This window comes from Bythopirellula polymerisocia (assembly GCF_007860015.1).
In the GTDB taxonomy this organism is placed as follows: Bacteria; Planctomycetota; Planctomycetia; order Pirellulales; family Lacipirellulaceae; genus Bythopirellula; species Bythopirellula polymerisocia.
In genome coordinates this window covers 402,737-421,562 of record NZ_SJPS01000005.1, presented here as the reverse complement: position 1 = coordinate 421,562, position 18,826 = coordinate 402,737, and the positions used below count along the sequence as shown (strand labels likewise).

General features: G+C 52.0%; 16 protein-coding genes. 10 read left to right on the top strand and 6 right to left on the bottom strand.

Annotated features, from left to right (window positions below):
• Positions 1-39 precede the first annotated feature (39 nt).
• From Pla144_RS17490 to Pla144_RS17470, 5 genes are all read left to right on the top strand, one after another.
• Positions 40-435 carry a hypothetical protein gene (locus tag Pla144_RS17490; protein ID WP_146451985.1) on the top strand — a complete coding sequence of 132 codons (396 nt, stop codon included), beginning with the start codon at positions 40-42 and terminating at the stop codon, positions 433-435.
• Positions 436-1,137: 702 nt separating this feature from the next.
• On the top strand, positions 1,138-2,046 hold the full coding sequence (locus Pla144_RS17485; RefSeq protein WP_146451984.1) for a hypothetical protein: 909 nt from the start codon (positions 1,138-1,140) through the stop codon (positions 2,044-2,046).
• A gap of 105 nt (positions 2,047-2,151) precedes the next feature.
• Complete coding sequence (locus Pla144_RS17480; RefSeq protein WP_146451983.1) at positions 2,152-2,406, top strand: helix-turn-helix domain-containing protein; 255 nt, start codon at positions 2,152-2,154, stop codon at positions 2,404-2,406.
• Positions 2,407-2,485: 79 nt separating this feature from the next.
• Positions 2,486-2,860, top strand: a complete 375-nt coding sequence (locus Pla144_RS17475; protein WP_146451982.1) for a hypothetical protein — start codon at positions 2,486-2,488, stop codon at positions 2,858-2,860.
• Positions 2,860-4,758 carry an ATP-binding protein gene (locus Pla144_RS17470; RefSeq protein ID WP_146451981.1) on the top strand — a complete coding sequence of 633 codons (1,899 nt, stop codon included), beginning with the start codon at positions 2,860-2,862 and terminating at the stop codon, positions 4,756-4,758. Before Pla144_RS17475 ends, Pla144_RS17470 begins: the two co-directional genes overlap by 1 nt.
• Before the next feature lie 912 nt (positions 4,759-5,670).
• On the opposite strand, the gene Pla144_RS17465 is transcribed toward Pla144_RS17470, so the two are convergent.
• The 3 genes from Pla144_RS17465 to Pla144_RS17455 all read right to left on the bottom strand — a co-directional run bounded on the left by Pla144_RS17465 (position 5,671) and on the right by Pla144_RS17455 (position 8,860).
• Positions 5,671-6,144 (bottom strand): hypothetical protein, encoded by a 474-nt coding sequence (locus Pla144_RS17465; RefSeq protein ID WP_146451980.1) that lies wholly within the window; start codon positions 6,142-6,144, stop codon positions 5,671-5,673.
• A 180-nt stretch (positions 6,145-6,324) separates the two neighbouring features.
• Entirely contained in the window at positions 6,325-7,533 is a 1,209-nt protein-coding gene (locus Pla144_RS17460) for a DNA polymerase Y family protein (RefSeq protein WP_231936423.1), read from the bottom strand.
• 313 nt (positions 7,534-7,846) lie between these two features.
• The gene (locus Pla144_RS17455) at positions 7,847-8,860 is read right to left on the bottom strand and encodes a DUF6973 domain-containing protein (protein ID WP_146451979.1); all 1,014 of its coding nucleotides are present in this window, start codon (positions 8,858-8,860) and stop codon (positions 7,847-7,849) included.
• A 188-nt stretch (positions 8,861-9,048) separates the two neighbouring features.
• Between Pla144_RS17455 and Pla144_RS17450 the strand changes: the two genes are divergently transcribed.
• From Pla144_RS17450 to Pla144_RS17435, 4 genes are all read left to right on the top strand, one after another.
• A complete protein-coding gene (locus Pla144_RS17450; protein WP_146451978.1) occupies positions 9,049-9,597 on the top strand; it encodes a cysteine hydrolase family protein in 549 nt (182 codons plus the stop codon).
• A gap of 208 nt (positions 9,598-9,805) precedes the next feature.
• On the top strand, positions 9,806-11,497 hold the full coding sequence (locus tag Pla144_RS17445) for a SpoIIE family protein phosphatase (RefSeq protein ID WP_146451977.1): 1,692 nt from the start codon (positions 9,806-9,808) through the stop codon (positions 11,495-11,497).
• Positions 11,498-11,562: 65 nt separating this feature from the next.
• On the top strand, positions 11,563-12,408 hold the full coding sequence (locus Pla144_RS17440; RefSeq protein WP_146451976.1) for a phytanoyl-CoA dioxygenase family protein: 846 nt from the start codon (positions 11,563-11,565) through the stop codon (positions 12,406-12,408).
• 29 nt (positions 12,409-12,437) lie between these two features.
• Positions 12,438-13,280: a sugar phosphate isomerase/epimerase family protein gene (locus Pla144_RS17435; protein ID WP_146451975.1), complete on the top strand. Its 843-nt coding sequence runs from the start codon at positions 12,438-12,440 to the stop codon at positions 13,278-13,280.
• Here the strand turns inward: Pla144_RS17435 and Pla144_RS17430 are convergent.
• Both Pla144_RS17430 and Pla144_RS17425 read right to left on the bottom strand, forming a co-directional pair.
• Positions 13,264-14,226 (bottom strand): hypothetical protein, encoded by a 963-nt coding sequence (locus Pla144_RS17430; RefSeq protein ID WP_146451974.1) that lies wholly within the window; start codon positions 14,224-14,226, stop codon positions 13,264-13,266. The genes Pla144_RS17435 and Pla144_RS17430 overlap by 17 nt on opposite strands.
• 270 nt (positions 14,227-14,496) lie before the next feature.
• Positions 14,497-16,227, bottom strand: coding sequence for an IS1634 family transposase (locus Pla144_RS17425; protein WP_146451973.1), 1,731 nt, complete (start codon positions 16,225-16,227; stop codon positions 14,497-14,499).
• A gap of 537 nt (positions 16,228-16,764) precedes the next feature.
• Between Pla144_RS17425 and Pla144_RS17420 the strand changes: the two genes are divergently transcribed.
• Entirely contained in the window at positions 16,765-17,541 is a 777-nt protein-coding gene (locus Pla144_RS17420; protein ID WP_146451972.1) for a 3-keto-disaccharide hydrolase, read from the top strand.
• Between the two features lie 190 nt (positions 17,542-17,731).
• On the opposite strand, the gene Pla144_RS17415 is transcribed toward Pla144_RS17420, so the two are convergent.
• Positions 17,732-18,775, bottom strand: a complete 1,044-nt coding sequence (locus tag Pla144_RS17415; RefSeq protein ID WP_146451971.1) for a glutathione synthetase — start codon at positions 18,773-18,775, stop codon at positions 17,732-17,734.
• Positions 18,776-18,826: the final 51 nt, after the last annotated feature.

Sequence of the window (18,826 nt, the reverse complement as noted above, 5' to 3'; positions counted from 1 at the left end):
GCAGGAACAAAGAAAGTACTTTGGGCTTTGAAGACAGGCTTGAACTTTCGACTGCGTTCCAATGCAAGACTTTTAGAGAAAGGCTGTCGACCCTTCCCCAGCAATATCGCTCCAAACACGCACGGTTTACTCGAATATCTCAAGAGGGTTGCAGTACATCCGGGTGCTGAAGCTAGCAAGAGCTCCTACGACGCTTATCAACGCAACGAAAGGCGAAGAAAAGCCTATGAAGGTATCAGCCGTCTAGGAGGTCAAGAAGCAGTTCTTACCATCTTTAACGCTTTCGAAGACGCTGAAAATACTATTTCCAATCTCGCCCCAGAAATGCTGTTTTATGCATTTGACGTGGAATCTTCTGATGACAAAGAGTTGGTCAATCATGCGATCGATGAACTGATAAAGAATATCAGGGGAGAAGGTACGCAGAGAAGCTGAGAGGTGGCTGGCGGCCTCAGCGCGAGGATCTTAAGGTGTAGATCACTCAGTCTGCATCTTCGATGGCAAGTTCGCCGCTCTTGACTGTCGTTCCGGATGGTGAGGATCTTAGGTGTCACACACGCACGAGTAAACTTTGCTGATTCCCGCTCCTGCGTAGGAAAACTGACTATTCCGTAACTGCTGGAGGTGTCTCGACCGACGGCAGTTCGCAGATTTCCAAACTGAACGAAGTTGGACCAACTTCAGCGGCTTAGCCTCTCCTCAAACTGATGGAGGTGGTGGCGACCGCTGTAGTTGCGCCACCAAGTCGACAACAACTAGGCCCTGGCTAGCGAAGCCCTCTTCAATCACGCCATTTGTTCCCAATCTGGGCGTGTTCTCTGCACGCAACCCGGATGCCGTAACCCGCACAAGGGCCCCCGACGCTAGTTGCAGAGCTTGCCGGACCTAAGATTAATCGCACTCACCCACAACATCTTGATTACTGTGCTTGTTAAGGTTTTCTACAGAGCCAAAATCGATACTTTTCTATGGTACGACCCGTACAAAAAAATCACCTTCCGGAGTAATATGGTTGAATAAAGTCGGGAGGGCACTGGCTGGGTTCGAAGCGGCATGCCAAACGACCCGGATCGTGGCGGGTTTACTTCCCTTTCGCCCGGCACGGTTCAGGCCGACTCGAATCTGAAAGGAAATTCCATGGCTGCTGAACGTAAGTTAGACGCTTCAGACAGAAAGGCTACAATGGCTGAAATTGGTAGAGATTTGCCCGGCACGAATGAACAGTTGCATTCATATCTTGACTGGTCGAATGAAATCGGTCGATACCTAAGGGAGCTCAATCGCCAGTTGGAATACTATAGGAGTGAAAAGGATCTTTTAGTCGAATCTGCCACGACAGCATGGCTGACTAGCATAGACCTCTCTAATATAGTCATTCCCAAGTTTCAGCAGTTCAAGAATCAAACCGAGGGACTTAATGAAAACCTATTGAGCCACTTACATGTAGCGTACAGGGCAATGAACCAAGCCCTCGAGGCAATATCGAAGACTCAGACTATGGAGGAACTTGACGGTGAAATCGGCTGTTACTTTGCTGCTGCCAAGAGAATCTTTTCAGAGTCCGAAAGGGTGGCAGAAATTGTCTGCTCCGTTTTGTCAGCTCGGTCTCATTACAGTCAGCTAGATAATTTGGATGCTGGAAGGAAAGGGAATGTAATGCCCACGGAAATATCCGGTATCGATCCAAACAAGGAAACAGAGGAGTCTGATTCCTCATCGCAAGAAGAAAATGGCGTTGAGGAAAAGCCTGATCCACCGAAACCAGATGGCCCCGTCGATGGATACCGATGGCGACATAACGGCGTGATTCTGAACGATATATTCCCACCCTCAGCATGGCGATTAGTGAACTATCTTTTCAAAGCTGACGATCAAACAGCGACCTTCTCGGATATGGCAGACCAAGTGCTCTGCGATTCCAACAAAGAACTGGACCGTACGAATTGCCGCAACTATCGCACTGCTGCGAATAAGTATTTTTCAGAGAACAGTATCCCCCTGCAAGTCTCGCTCAAGGCCAATAAAGCGATTCTACACAATATCTAGAACTTTTTTTCAAAGTAGCTCGTTTGCAGCTCGTTTGCAGCCAATTCGTAGCCATAACTCTTTGTACCTTCGAGTAGTTCTCAACAACTACTTGGAGGTTTTTCTATGGCTACAACTCGCACGGTTCCCAAGGTTGCCAAGCTGTTTGGCGTGGCTCCAAAGAAAGTAATTGACTGGATTGAGGCGGGTGAATTAACTGCCCTCAATCTGGCCACTCGTGCCGACCAGCGGCCTCGCTACTTCATCGAAGATACGGCTCTAGAGTCGTTCAAGCGTAGCAGGGAAGTTCTGCCAAAAGTGAAGCCGAACAGCCGTTCGAAAACAGTGACCGTGACCAAGGATTATTTCTCGGACATCTGAATCCACCCGACCCCGGTGGGCACAAAAAAAGTGACCCACACCGCAGCAACGGGGGGTCACAAAAGAAAGGATATACAAAATGCATAATACACTAACTAACTCAATGCAGCCTAGAGCCGCAGTCCTCGTTGTTTCTCACCCAAATGGGCATTTAGAGGTATTCGGCGATAGGCACATTGTAGTGCACATCGCGCGGCTACCAGTGGCCAACAATATCGAAGCCGAACGGATCGCACAGAACGTGGTGGAGATGCTCTTAGACCGTCCATTTCTCGCAGTGTATCGCGCCGACAAACTGCGAGCTGTTGGGACAACTCGGCCGTTACTACCCACCGTGTTGGCCAGAGAGTTGGCCACGAATGAGTTGATTCGGATTCTGAATGAGGGGGCACTTTCAGATACCCCTGCAACCGCACCAGTCGGGGGAAGTGAGGTGGCGGGAACATGGATTTAATGTCACTCATTAACAAAGCTGAATCGGACGGCGTAGAGTTCAAGAACACGAATGACAAACTTCGGATTTTTATTCCTCAAGGCAAAAAGCACTGGGAAGAAATAATTCACGAACGCATGTCCGAATTGGAGGCACACTTCATCGGTGAAACTCCCGGCGAAAAGCAATCCCTGGCTGATCTGTTGGTCGAGCTGGCAATGTCTCGTTATCGGTTTGGCCGCACTGACAGCGACGATGCGTTCGCGGTGGAACTAGGTGGACCCAACGTAGCAATCATGCTGCGTGGTTCTGGGGATTCACTTAGATCAAAGCTGTCAAGAGAATTCCGAAAAATTCAAGGGCGAACCCCCAACAGCTCTGCACTTACCGATGCACTAACTGCGTTGCAAGGTGAAGCGTTTGCAGCCGAACCGGAAGCAGTTTTCCTCCGTGTTGCCGAGTTCGATGGCAGCATTGTGATCGACTTGGGTAACTCCACCGGCAATGCGATCGTCGTGAAAGGTGGAGCATGGGAAGTGAGTGAGCGATCTCCCGTATTATTCCGTCGGACTGCCACAACTTCTAGTTTGCCAATCCCAGAAAATGGGGGTACGCTTGCCGAATTTCGAGATCTTCTAAATGTAACGGCTGAAACTTGGCCGCTAGTAATCGGCTGGATTGTGGCAGCCTATGTTCCCGGTATTCCCCACCCAATACTGCTTTTGGGTGGGCAACAGGGCACCGGAAAAACGACCGCTGCCGAAAAGTTTAAAGAGATTGTCGATCCCTCGCCTGCGCCTTTACAGAATCAACCTCGTGATTCTGAACAGTGGGCTATTTGTGCCGCAGCGTCGCATGTCGTAGGAGTCGATAATGTCTCGACCTTATCACCATGGTGGAGCGATGCTCTTTGCAAGGCCGTGACTGGTGATGGATGGTTGCGTCGCAAGCTATACACCGACGGGGAAGTATCTGTCTCATCATTTAAGCGAGCGGTCTTGTTAACTTCGATCGATGCGGGGGCCTTACGAGGGGATCTAGGTGATCGGGTTCTATTGGTGGACCTGGAATCCATTGGGGAAGTTGAACGGCGAACAAAAACCGAAATTGATTTGCTATTCAAGGCAGCCAAGCCTCGTATTTTTGGTGCCATTCTGGACCTCTTGGCCAAAGTGTTGCAGGTGTTGCCAAATATCCATTTAGAAAAGCTGCCCCGCATGGCTGACTTCGCGAAGCTGTTGGCCGCCGTCGATCAGGTGAATGACGACCGTGACAAGAATGACAACCTTTCCCTAGACATCTATCTAGGCCAACGTGATCGAATCGCCGAGACCGTGATCGAATCGGACGACGTAGCAATCGCTATCCAGGCACTAGCAGAAACAGAAGGAACATGGACTGGCACCGCAAATGAATTATTGAAGGTGATTACCCCTGAGAAACCTCCTCGGGGATGGCCACAAAACTGCAACGCGCTGGGTGGCAGAATCAAGCGGTTGGGTCCTGCACTGGATCAAGTTGGAGTTTGTGTGTTTCACCATCCGCGATCAGGTAAACGTCGTGAGATCACTATATCCGAAAAAAGGGGGGAGGAAGTTGTCACACCTGTCACAATGTCACAAACACTAGAAAACAAGGGGTTACTTGATGACGACCTTGTGACAAGCGGTGACAAGGATGGTAAGGCTGCAAAACCAGTTGTCACGGAAGAATGCCCTGTTTTTCCCGAAGAAAACGGCTCTTATGACGAGAGTGACAAGGATGACAAGGAAAAAATGACTTTCTCTGATCCGGACCAGTGCAAAATGTGTCGGAGTACCGACTGCCGTGACGTTCCGATCCACGGTGGTAATTCAATCCGTCGAGAGTGTGCAAGGTGCGGGCACCATATTAGATTCGTGGAGTGGAACACCGTATGAGCACCAGAAATCTAAGGCAGCGGACATTACCTTTCGATGAATCCTACCCGATAAACCGTTTAACTATCTCTAAGAGAATCGAGCAGATATGCAATAGTGATAGGCGGATCACTACTGCCGCAAAGTTTTACAGCGCCGAACCCACCAGAGCGGTCGACGAGTCAGCGAAGGCACGAAAGAACTGATGGTCCACTCAGGTGATACATCAGTTTTGGCCAGTATGTCTTCTCTTTCCCGAACAACGCCTCTTCACCACGGTGTGCGACGATGTGATCAAGATGATTAGTCGCCTCTATCATTCGGCCGCCAGAAACTGGGACCACTCTGGGATGTCCCGTAGGCGAAACGCGGGACTGTCATGTCGTTGCTGGAGCTAATCTAGCAGGTGTGCGACGTTGATTTGGGCATCGCGAAGATGCAGAGCCACCGAACAAAGAAACACCCTCGCCACGCCCCCCGAAATCGCCATTCTAAGGCATTGCTTTCCTGGATGGGCCAGAATACCCATCGAGGTGTAGACGCTCGTTAGACGCGATCCTGTGAGGTCGTTTCGGATTGAGAATCCGTCAGTCGGAATCACCTAGCAAGAAAAGGGAATTCAAAATCGGGTGGTGTAATGACACCCGCAAGCGTTGTTTTTTATACCTTTGTAAACTCTTTTAGCGAATCGCCTGAATTGGCAATTCAGACCAGAAAACAAGTGGATTCAAGAGTTTTTAGGGCATGATATAAAAACCCTATATTCTAGTCAGAGTCCGGAGTGCTACCGTTACACTATTCCCCAAAAGACAGAATCAAGAGCCTGTCAGCAGGCTCGCTGGCTAGGCCTGCAAACGCCCAACTTTATTTAGGTTACCGTACGATTGAGCGAGGGAATCGTCAAGGTGACACTCTGGTGAATATCCTGTCACCTTAGATTTCCTGGTCAATCAGTATCGGCATTCGTTCGTGGCGGGTCATGGTTTGGTAGTAGTGGCTGGCGGGCTGGGTGAGCATGTAGGCGTGGGGGCGTTCTTGCTCATCGTGGACCACCACGCCCTGCATTCCCTCGTGGATCTGGAACCAGACTGATTTTTCCAGGCCAAAGTTGGCGGGGATTACGATCTTCTCTGGCGAGAGCCAGCGCCACTTGCCTGCCTCAAGGCTTTCTAATCGACACCAACCCGTGCGGGGGAGCTTCGATTCCTTGTTCCCCCGGTTGCCCCACTCATAGATCACAAGTTGGCCATCGTGGATCACCGGAAGCTGCACCACGGGGTCGGTGTACATGAAATGCAACTCCGGCTGGGCATCTCCCCCTCGTGAAGTGATCCGGTGTTCCAGTTCGTATTGGTCAAACAACTCTTGTTTCAACCGAGCCTTGAGTATTGAGATGCCTTTACACATTGGGTAGTTCCAAGATGCGGAAATTAGACGCAGATTCAGCGGATTTGCGCGGATTATTTTGAAAACGCAGAGGTCGCTGAGGCGCAGAGAAATAAGTTGTTGTGTTTTCTCTGATCATCTCTGCGTTCAACCTTATTCTTGCCCGAATCTTTCTGGCTAATAGCTAACGACTAACTGCTACTAGAAACAACTCTTTCCGTAAATGTCGCAGATGTCGTATTCGTTGGCTGCATCGCCATAGACGTCGACCAAGGGCAGGGTGGCCCCGCTGCGCAAGGCGAATCGGCCCATCTCATTATTGATCTTCCGCTTGATATCTACCAGTTGTGATTGCTCAAAAAGGCTCCGCTGCCGGTTGGTGAGCGGGCGCAGGCCGTCGGCGATGACATGCATGTAGTGGACATAGGCCGAGCGGGGCTGCCAGACGCGGGGGAGCAGGTGCATGGCGGCTTCGAGCAGGGCCTCAAAATCGGCGCGACTTCCCAACAGGCTGCTGCGGAGCGACCGCTCCGGTTCGTTGGTAAAGAGCAGCGTGAGAATCAGCGAGTCGCAGCAAATGCGGTAGTGGGCGAGGGCTTCGACCAGCCGTTCGATATTTCGCACCACAAAGGCATGGACCCGCTGCGGATCGCAACTCGCCTTGCCGATGCTTCCTCCCCGGGAAACGAACTTGTGCCGGGGGCGGGCCACCAGGATCGGGAGCACCGGCGTCCCATTCAATTCCCACCACAAATCTTCGCCTCGCTTGGTGAGCAACCAGCGAACAAATGCCCGGTCGGCATTGGCGAATTCTTCGCAGGTGTGGATGCCATGCTCGGCCAGGCGCTTGGCACTTCGCCGGGCGATGCCGGTGACGTCGGTTACGGGCCGATCACGAAGCAAAGCAAGTCGCTCACTGTCACTTTTTAGCACCTCGTAGCCAAACGGTTTCGAGGAGTCGGAGATCAATTTAGCCAGCGTCTTGGTGGGGGCAATGCCAATCGACACCGGCACACCCACTTGCCGGAGAATCTCTGTCTGGAGTCGCCCAGCAAACTCTCGTGTGTTTTCGGTCGTGCTAAAGAACTGTTCGTCGATGGAATAAAACTCCACGCGGGGGCTGGCCTGCTGGACGATGGCCAGCATCTTGCGCGACAAGGCTTCGTACCATCGGAAGTCCCGCTTCACAAACACCCCCTGTGGGCAAATCGGCGTCGCTTCCCAAATCGGCATCCCCGTGGGCACCCCAGCGGCCTTCATTTCGTAACTCTTGGCGATGATGCAAGCCCCGTGATTCCCCAACACACCGACAGGCATCCCGCGCAAGTGCGGATAGCGCACCCGTTCGGCGGAAACATAAAAACAATCTGCGTCGACGTGACCAATCATATCTCGCAAGATAGTATACATAAGTACACATATCAAGCGCGACACATATTTTGGGCTCCAGGCGTACGCTGAGATACTAAACGCAAGAAACTGGCAAAAACACACAGTCGCGAGCAGCCTCTGATCCCAACCAGAGACATGAAACAGGAGGAAACAAAGACAACTGAGAAGAGAACTAAATATAGGTGAGGAATACTAATTCTTCACTAACCATGTTGACATTGATTGATGAAGTTAGCATTCGAGAATATCTTTATGCTCTCCGTTAACTCTGTGACCTCCTGTTCAAAAAAAATGCGATTCTCAAAGTTGTCAGAATACAGCATTGGCAGGATTAGGGCGCATGTTGAACCTCAGGATCGCTCATCAACTGCTTCAAGACGCCAGCCTGCTTGATCCCTTGTTTGGCATACTTTCTGCCAATGGAGTTATTATGGAGGTCCATTTCGCGCTCAGCTTCGGTGTTTCCCGTGTCGCCAGTTTCGTGCGCATTCCCCACTTCCTCAGCAAATTTCGCATCGTACGCTTGTGTTAAGAGATAGCTCCAAAGAACATGGCGGTAAGCGTCTTGGGGGACCGATGAATCTTTCTGATTCGCTTTCGTGGACGTCGATTCGGCCGTGTCCTTGATTTGCAACAGCCGAGCGGCGCGCAAGGGATAGGATGCGATGAGTTCAACTTCTGTTTCGGTCAGTTTATCTTCAAAGAGATCTGACAGCGATGCTACGCCCTCTTCCATAAGTGCAAGAGAGTTCACATTACCACGCTGCACTACTTCCAAGTCCAATTCGACGGGCTTGCTCTTGACTTTGCACACAATCACACCATCGATTCCTAGTGGCCAACTCGTCGTACCTTCGGAACTCAATTGCTCAAACTCTTGCAATAATGCTGGAATCACCGATTTTGGATGCCAAAGGTCGAAAGGAATCTGGTAGCTAATATGATCCACAATGATTTGGCGATCCGTCATTTCGCGGCCACGAGGTCCTGCTGAAATATCGAAGAGCGTGACCCCACGGGCAATCAAAAAAGCGCGGTTGTCGAACTTCCAGTGAAGCGTTGCCCTGTCAGCTTGCAAATCCCATTCAGAGCTACTTTCATCAGGACTCCTTGATAATTTAGCAGCGATACCTGACCAGATTGGCGACAGAAATGGAGACAGCCTCGCAGATTCAAAGGATGGCTGTGACAAGCCAATCCCTCTAGTTTCTGCTTTCGTGACTAGCTCAGACATGAGTCGCCGAGAGAAACGGTCCAGCGCAACGGAGGCAGCAACATAGGCAAAAAGCACCACCAGCAAGAATGCGATGAATGAGCCACAGAGGATTTTCTTTTTGCGTGTCACAACGTTCTCCATAGGGACATGTATGCACCACGATTTTACGGCTTGCCCGGTTCCGGAGGAACCCATTGGATTTTTATCTGTATTTCCTCCGTACCGATCCCTGGATAAACTAATATTAATGCTACCAAAGGTTTACCGATAAGAGACGTGAGCCGCACTATTCAGGAATTATCAACGAGGATATTAAAATGAGTCGGGCTCTATTGGTTATCGATGTACAAAATGAATACTTCACCGGGGCGCTACCTATCACGCACCCGGTGGGGCACCTGGGACAGATCCTGAAATCGATGGACGCCGCGGCAGGGCGCGTGCCTACGCTTGTCGTGCAGCATCACTTCCCTGATCCCAAGATGCCATTCTTCCAAAAAGGGACGCCCGGCTGGGAGCTACACCCTGAAGTCGCCGCTCGACCTCGTGATCTATTGATCGAAAAGTCCCTACCAGGAAGTTTCACCAACACTCCTTTGGAAAACTGGCTTCGCGAGCACAGCGTGACCACCATCACCATCGCTGGGTACATGACCCACATGTGTTGCGACACAACCGCCAGGCAGGCAGTCCACCGCGGCCTGACCGTCGAGTTTCTGAAAGATGCCACGGGTACGCTCGCCCTAGACAATTCCGCCGGCAAAGTAACGGCTGAGGAGCTACACCGCTCGATCCTTTGTGCACAGCAGATGCTGCTCAGCGAGGTACTAGATGTGGAGAGCTGGATTGCCAGACTGCAAGAGTAAAGCAGGCTGTTGACTCACTTCGACGCGACACTTTCGTATCGAACTCACAGCTTTCAAGAAACGCGTTGCTTGACGCCTCACGGCGCCCCCCCTTAAAATCATCACTTCACACCTCTTGCTGTTCCGATCGCCGAGGAAGGTACCTTGGCCGTCGACCGGCGTCGCACCGTACCGAAAAACCAGACAACCGCAAGACTGCGAGGCAATCATGGCTGGACTAAAGATCGTACAAGGGGGTGAAATCGGTCGCGTCTACGACTTGGGTGACGGTGAACATTGGGTCATGGGGCGGAGTCCCGAGTGTGATCTGGTGCTCGATGTGGCTGCGGTCAGTCGGCGGCACATTATCCTCACAAAAGAGAAGGACCGCATCTTTGTCCAAGACTTGGGAAGCCGCAACGGCACGTACATCAACAACGTCCGTGTCGAGGATCGTGGCGAACTCAAGAACGGCGACCAGATGTTGATCTGCGACATTTTGTTCGTCTTCGACGACGGTAAGTCGCCTGTGGCACTCTCAGGCGAGATGCCCAGGAGCTCTTCCTTGCTGCAAACTCTCGTTCAAGAATCCGAGGAAGACGCCGACGCCACCTCAGAGATCATGGCGACTTTAGACGTGAGCAAAGGCTCGGCCTCGGTCTGGAATGTTTCGGCTCGACCGGAGACCCAATTGCAAGCCCTGGTGGAGATCTCCAACAACCTCGGCAGCACACTCACAGTCAAAGAGATCCTCCCCAAGATTCTCGACAGTCTGTTCAACATCTTTGTGCAGGCTGATCGTGGGTTCGTCGTCATGCGTCCGCAGCCCAATGCCCCGCTGGTGGCTGTGGCCTCGAAGGCCCGCAAGGTAAGTGACGAAGAAAACATGCGGTTCAGTCGCACAATCGTCAAACAGGCAATGGAAGGGAAACGAGCCATCCTTTCTGCCGACGCTTCCTCCGACGAACGGTTTGGCATGGCCGAGAGTATTGCCGACTTTCAGATCCGCTCGCTAATCTGCGCCCCGATGATCGCCAGTAATGGAGAATCGCTGGGAGTCGTGCAAATCGATACCAATAACCAGCGTAGCCGCTTCACCGATCAAGACTTGCAGCTGTTGGCGGGTATCGCTAACCAAGCATCCATCGCACTCGACAATGCGCGTTTGCACCAGGAAGCCATGAGCCAGATGGCCCTGCAACGCGACATGGAAGCTGCCAAGCAGATGCAGCGAGCCCTGTTACCCCATCATTCTCCCGAAGTCACCGGCTACCACTTCTTCGCGTATTACGAATCGGCTTTCCAAGTCGGGGGTGACTACTACGATTACATTTCGCTGCCCGACAATCGGTTTGCTGTCGTGTTAGGCGATGTTGCCGGCAAGGGTGTCCCTGCAGCCATCTTGATGGCCAAGCTTTCTAGCGATGTCCGTTTATGGCTAGCCCTCGAACCCGATCCAGCCAAAGCACTGGGAAAAATCAACTCCATCTTTTCAGGCTATGGCTGGGACGACCGGTTCGTAACCATGGTTGTTGCGGTGGTCGATCCTGCAACCAATCGCTTAACTCTAGTAAACGCCGGGCACATGCCGCCTATCCTCCGCAACTCCGCTGGCGAGATCCTCGAACTCGGCGGCGAAGAGGCGGGTCTGCCTGTAGGTGTGATTGACGACTTCGAGTTTGAGGCCTACGAACGTGTGCTTGAGTCCGGAGACTTTGTCACGATCTATACGGACGGCTTCAGTGAGGCCATGAATTCACAGCGCGAACTCTACGGCGTAGAACGTATGATCGAGTTAATCAGCGACAAAAACACCACCAACGCCGACCTGGGCAATCGCTTGCTTGATGATGTACGGCAATTCGCGGGAGACTATCCCCAGAGCGACGACATGTGCTTGGTTTGTTTGGGACGTGATTGATTTCACATCCACCTCAACTCTTCCAGAATCTTCTCGATATCAATCACAAAAAGAAAAATCAAATCATGCCGCTCTCCGAACAACAACTCGAGACATATCATGAGGATGGATACCTCCTGATTGATGAATTGTTCAGCAACGAAGAGATTGAGCTTTTGCGCCGGGCCGCCAAGGAAGACAAGCAACTCGACGATCATGCATTCAGCAGAGACGATGGCGAAGGGGGTGCCGTCCGCCTTTCGCTGTGGAACCATCCCGGTGAGGGGATTTATGGAGCATTTGCGTGCTGCGAACGACTAGTCGGCGCCGCCGAGCAAATCCTGCAAGATGAGCCTTATCACTATCACTCGAAAATGATAATGAAAGATGCCCGTGTTGGCGGTGCCTGGACTTGGCATCAGGATTATGGTTATTGGTATCAAAATGGTGTACTTACTCCTAATCTGGTTAGCGCCTTCATCGCCGTTGATTCAGCTACGCGAGAAAATGGTTGCCTGCAAGTCATCAAGAAATCGCACAAATGCGGTCGAATTCATCACCAATTAACAGGGGATCAAGCTGGCGCCGACGCGGAACGCGTGACTGCCATCCTGGGTCGATTCGAGCATGAATACATCGAAATGAAACCTGGCGATACCTTATTGTTCCACTCGAACCTGCTTCACCGCAGCGATCAGAATAAGTCGGAGAATCCGCGATGGTCGATGATATGTTGCTATAATGCGAGACACAACGAGGCTTACAAGGATTCGCATCACCCTTTCTATACGCCACTCAATCGCATCTCTGATGAGGCAATTATTCAGATTGGCATCAAGCGATTTGCTGATGATACTTCGAATGTTGCGTGGCTCGACCCGTCGAGAGACTCAAGCGCGCGCTCTCGCGATTTGGCACCTGAAGCAGAATAGCTTACCTTTTTTGAATCGGCAGATCCGTCATGCAGTTGGGCCTGATTAATTCGGCTTTGGCTCAAGCGGGGCGTGATACGAAGTTCGGTATTGAACTAACAAAGGCGATTGGCTTTGACACGATCGATATCTTCTGCGACCCGTTGGAACTCGATCCCTCAGAAAAGCAACTGATCGCCAAGACGTCTGCTAATCTGAATCTACCGATTAAGAGCATCTGCTGCGTGGCAGTTGGACTGGTCGATTTCAATCGGTCGGTCAGTAGATTTCATGTCGAACGATGCCAGGCTTATTTGAATCTATGCAATGACTTCCATTGCGATAATTTGCTTCTAGTGCTTGGAGAATATATCTGGCAGCGGGAGGTGATTCCACCTGCCGAGCAATGGCAGACCGGAGTTGCGAACGTGAGAACTCTCGGCCGTTATGCGGAAGAGCTTGGACTCGAAATCGCGATAGAGCTAGAGCCGTTCAAACTCTCTTTGATTAATAGCATCGATACGATGATTCAATTTCTCGATGACGTCGACTTGCCCGAAGTCGTTAAAGCCAACTGCGATATCTCCCACCTACACTTAATGAAGATCCCGCCGAGTGAAGTGTGTCGGCTTGCTGGGCGAATTGCTCATGTCCACTTGTCGGACTGCGATGGCAAGGTGCATGGCGACCTCCCCCCGGGCCGAGGAGTTACGCCGATCATAGATTATCTGGCTGCAATCCGTGATACAGGTTTTGATCGAACAGTCAGTATCGAACTAGAATACTCTCCCCAGCCCGAAAAGATTGTTGAATGGGTGACGGAAGCGTACGAAAAGACCAACGACATCATGCAGCAACTCGGTTGTCGTTCGCGGCTTAGCGCACTACCATAAACCCGAATAGCAACGACGCCGTAGCTAGACCTCGTTTTTCAAAATTCGAGATGTCGATCCAGTCGTGTGCGAATTCACCGTCAATGGTCCATTGTAGATCCCCGAGCGGCGAACTTCGCTTCAAGACAAGGGCTTCGAAATCGACGTAAATGCCTCCTGCCATGTCTGACTTGGCATTAATTTGGGTAAGCGTGTTGCCCGCTGGTGGAACTACCAATTGTTGCGTGTCAAAGACACCGTGGATGTGCGAAAGCCGTCCTCCCACGACAAGTCCTAGTCGTGCCTGGGGATCCTCGCTTCTATCGTCGAGGAGCGAACCGAAATAACACCCGACTCCTGCATGCGCGCCTGCCCGGCGGACTTCCTCAAGTGTCACTTGAAAAGCGTTGTCGACAATAGTGGATGTATTGGTGGTTGTGTTGACTTGATTTCCCTGCACATTTCGGGTTGTCGTCCCTTCTGCTTGAAGGTACGATCCGCCGACATCGAAGAACAATCTTCGACCTCCCAGCCCCGGCCCTACCGGTTGCCGACCTCCCATCGATATTGTGTATCCAGTTTCCCGATTCTCGTCCAAGAGCCCATCGCCGAGCACGCTAGTCAAACCCAATTTGAAATAAGGCCCTGAGAGCCAACTGACTGTCTGCGTGCATGAGTCGCACTCGCAATTCGCATTGCAATTCCAACATGATTGACAATTGTAACTAGCCGGCTCGACAGCCGAATCCACGATCGCCGCTTGGGCAATCTCTGGCTCGTAGAATTCATCGAGCGTAAACTGTGTGTCGTCTGCAAAACCATAGCTACCCAAGCAGAGATTATGCAGAGCTATCAGAACGAAGCAAATTAAGCGCATGGCAAACTCGATATCGATAAGCGCAGAACTAGAAAAGAAAACCTCCTTTCCAAGTTCGGCGAGAATCGTGGCAGAGTTTAACGATTCCACAGACCGTGCCAGCTAGCATTGGCAGCAGGCCCCATCCTGTGAACATTCAATGACGATTTCCCCACAATCAGGCAACACTGCAAGTACCCTGGGTTTCGCTACCGCTGCTGCCTGACGCAGGCGTCAGTTGACATCGTCCTGACTGCGCCGCAGACGACAACTGAGCTTAAAGAAAACCTCAGTGCGCTGAGCTAGCCCAAGTTCCACAGTTGTGGCGGCGAAATGCTTGTTTTTGAGGGTGGGCGTGCAAAAATCTTCACTACATTCGGGTCAATCTTTTTTCCGTCTTGGGAGATGAAGCCCCATCCGTTGGAGTAGGATTGCTTGGTGGTCGGTCGGTTGCGTTATGCAGCGGCGGCGGATTTCGACGCCGCATCGCGTGGGCAGGACGACGTCGACCATGTTGATCTTGCTCAGCTCGTCGAGCACGCGGCGCGGCTCGTCGCCCAGGCCGGCGGCTTGAACTATTTGGTGCAACGTTTTCCAGAGCACGTAGGCGAGAAAGCAGACCAGGATGTGCGCCAGCACGCGATCCTCGCGCTGATGCCAAATGGGACGAATCTTGAGGTCGCTTTTATGGATCCGAAACGCCGCCTCCGCTTCGGTCAACTGGATGTATGCCTTCCATAGCTCCTCGGACGACCAGTCTTTGACGTTGCTACGCAGCAGGTAACAGCCTTCGCTCAGCTTGGCCCAATCCCGCCAGGCGTCTTTCTTCTCCCAGCTGATCGTTGCGCGGCCGTCAGTTGCCTCTTGGACGTCCACTTCAAACAGACCCGCCGCGCGGCTGTTCTTTGCCATTACGCTCCCAATCCGGCGGTCGATGACTTCCTTCTTCCATTTGCGACGCTGACAGCTTGCTTCGATCTTCTGAAGCTCTTGCTCGATCCGCTGCTCGAACCTCCGGTGCATGGCCTCTTCCTTTTCGCGCCGATCGCTGCTACGACATAGGATGTAAACTTCCTCGTCGCCTTCGGGAGACTGACACAGTTTCACTTCAAGCCCCTTACGAATCTGCCGCCAATCGTCCGCCAGAAGTTGTTGTTCAAACTGCTTGAGTGAAGCTTTGGAGGCGCCGATGATGTAACGACGATTTCCGGACTTGAGAAACTCAATGTTCTTCTTTGACATCATCCCGCGATCGCCGACCCAGATGCGATCCGCCTTGCCATAACGGCGTTCCATCGTCTCGACGATTTCTTCGACCGTGGTCACGTCCGTTCGATTTCCCTCGAAGACTTCGTAGCCCAGTGGCATGCCGCACTGCGAAACCACCAGGCCAATGCATACCTGTTTGCAGTCGGACCGTTTGTCGCGAGAATAGCCTCGCTGAGCCAGCGGATTGCCCCTCGCCTCGCCTTCGAAATAGGTGCTGGTCACATCGTACAACAGGAGATCATACTTCAGACCAAACAACTCGCCGAGCCTGTGCTTCAAGTGTTTTTCCAACTCCTCCTTGTGCGGCAACAAAGCGTCGAGCGCTCGGTACAAACGCTCGTCGTAAACCTTCTCTGGCGGAACGCCCAACAGCTCATTCATCGCGGTACTGCGATAGTAATGCTCGGCGATGTGCAGCTCGCTTGATGGGTTGCAGAGCCGGCAGACTACCAACACTTGGGCCATCAATGACCACGGAATGTCTTCTTTCCCTTTGGGAATCGTCCGCTTGAGAAAGTTGTCCAGGCGCAGTTTGCGGATCATCTCCAGAGCCAGCCACGGCCCACCGAATGCCAGCTGGTTCTCGACGCGCACGGAGGTCGTGTCCACTTCGACCCATTCGGGCGCGGGCGAGTCGCCTTCCCAAAGTTGCAGTTGCTGCTCGCCCGGCTTCTTGTTTCCCTTAGCTGCACGCTTGACGCCAAGCCGCCCTGCTTCATCGAGTTGGCCGAGGTACGCAACGGTGCGTTGTCGCGGTCCACGCTCGCTCCGATACGATTCGACGAGCGCCCAGTAAGCGTGGCGTCGGCCGTCCTTTCGACGGTAGCACGGACGAATGAACATGCCCGAATTTTACAACTCGCACTGCCATGCTCAACACGAAAAGTCTTCACTACAACGCGATCAAACTATTCGGCTTGGTGAAATGTTTCTGCAGCTTGCGACCACAACGACCTAACCAACCAGGCCTACCAAAAATCGCCCGTCCGGTAGGTCAAAAAACTTGGAGAAAAACACGATCAGTCTTCAACTGTGGAACTTGGGCTAACTTCCGAAGTCCAAACAAGAGTGGCACCAATGGAAGCATTTCGGGGATCTCATCCACGAATCCAGTAGCAGCACCGCCCATGATTTCGCATCAAAATGGCCATAAGCAGCACGTTAGCCGCGACGCGCCTGCCGAGTTCCGCGAGGCGGAGCGGAGCGTGGCGCCAAGAAAAACCACGAACTCAGTTGCGGTTCGAATAATATCCAATAAACTCATCAGCGAATCATAATAACCACCGGGAGTACCTATTCGTGGCTCACAACTCATGCTCCGCTACCTCCTGTTCAAGATCTTTGATTGTGGCGAGGGCACGAAATTTGTTTGCTGCCCTAATGCTTATTCTGCCCGCGCTGAATACTTTCGCCCAAGCAATTGAGCAACCACGATCTGGTGACGGCTGGATCAAACTCTTCAATGGTGAAGACCTTACCGGTTGGACACCCAAAATAAAAGGCTACCCCGCAGGTGAAAACTTTGCCGACACTTTTCGCGTCGAAGACGGCGTACTTAAAGTTTCCTACGACAACTACGTCGGCGACTTCAAAGATCGATTTGGCCACCTTTTTTACAATCAGCCGTTTTCCAATTACGTTTTGAAACTGGAGTACCGGATCGTCGGCGAGCAAACGCCTAACGCCCCCGCCTGGGCGCTCCGCAACAGCGGCATCATGATCCATGGCCAGAAGCCAGAGTCAATGACGCTCGATCAAGACTTCCCCGTCTCCATCGAAGTACAACTTTTGGGCGGCGACGGCACGCACACCCGCCACACAGGGAACCTTTGCACCCCTGGCACTCACGTGGTGAAGAACGGCAAACTTCTCACCCAGCATTGCGTCAACAGCACTAGCCCCACCTACCACGGCGATCAATGGGTCACTGCCGAAGTAGAAGTCGATGGCAGTAAACTCATCCGCCACAAGATCAACGGTGAGGTTGTGCTGGAATACAGCCAACCCCAACTCGACGACACTGACACCGTCGCAAAAAAGCTCCTCGCCGCTGGAGCAGAAAAGCTTCTCACCGGGGGAACGATCTCCTTGCAATCCGAGGGACACCCGGTGGAGTTTCGAAATGTGGAACTTCTGAATCTTGAGCAGCAGCGGTAGCCGTTACGAGATGTAGTAGTATGGATTCTGTCGGACTTTGCTTCCAGTCTTCTGACCTCCCTTCCAAGCATTTTTGAGTCGTACATCGATGGGCAGAAGCTTGAATAACGCACTTCTCTCCGTCAAGGGAACCAACATGTTGCAGAGGTAGCTTTGATAACGTTTACACAAGAACAGTTCTTTTTTCGAGTCAAAGCGTGCACATATCCACGTTATCAAAGGTGCGACCATAGAAATTCATGTATTTCACCTTGCGATCCAGTGCGCCGATCACGTATTTGTTGAAGTTGATCTTGGTGAGTTTCTGCACGCTGCCCAGCCCACCAGGACTGAACACGTTGATCTCCATCAGCTTGTCGCCCACGATGTCTAGTCCGACTAAGAACATTCCATCTTGGACAAGTTTCGGCCTGACTATCTCAGCAATCTTCAAATCTTTTTCCGTAACTTCGGCGACAGCCAACTTGCCGCCGGCGTGAATATTGCTTCGCATGTCGTCGCCACCTCGCAGACGCCGAAAGGCCGCGTATTTACCCTTCACTTGCAAGGGCCGTCCGTTCATCATGAATAGGCGCATGTCGCCATGTTCCGCAGCGGGCAAATACTCTTGGCAGATGACGAACCCGTCACGGCTCACTGCGTCAATCATCTGATTAAGATTGGGTATGTCACTTTCCCTGACAAGAAAAACGCTCGCACCGCCGGACCCTTGGAGCGGTTTCATCACACAGCGTCCTTCCTCCTTAGCAAACGCCTTTATTTCGTCGCGGTCTCGTGTAATTAAAGTGCGCGGTCGCACTTCCTCGGGAAATAACTGGAAGTACATCTTACTCGACGCTTTAGACAGACCATTAGGATCATTTACCACGATCACCCCTCGCCGCATGGCCACTCTGCCAAACTCCGACGCCGTCACCGAGGCCCAGGGACGCTTCAGATAATCGTCTGAGGGAACATTCCTGAGCATCAATACGTCGAGATCGTCAACCGTAATACGCTGCTTGACTCCTTTCGCACTTTGAATATCTTTGAGAAAGTTTTCATGGGAAGCGTATTTCTTCGCTGGTACTGTCCTCGCGCGGGCTCGAATGTACTCGTCGGGATCGTACGCAATATCTCCCACGCCAAAAATATATGCCTCATGACCTTGCTTGTGGGCTTCGTGTGCGAGTCGCGTGGTCGTAAATCCAGGTTCCTCGGTCATTACGTCGTTAACAATAAATCCTATCTTCATCGATATCTCTTTCGGTTGAGTACTCGACTTGAAAACGCCAGGCAATTGATT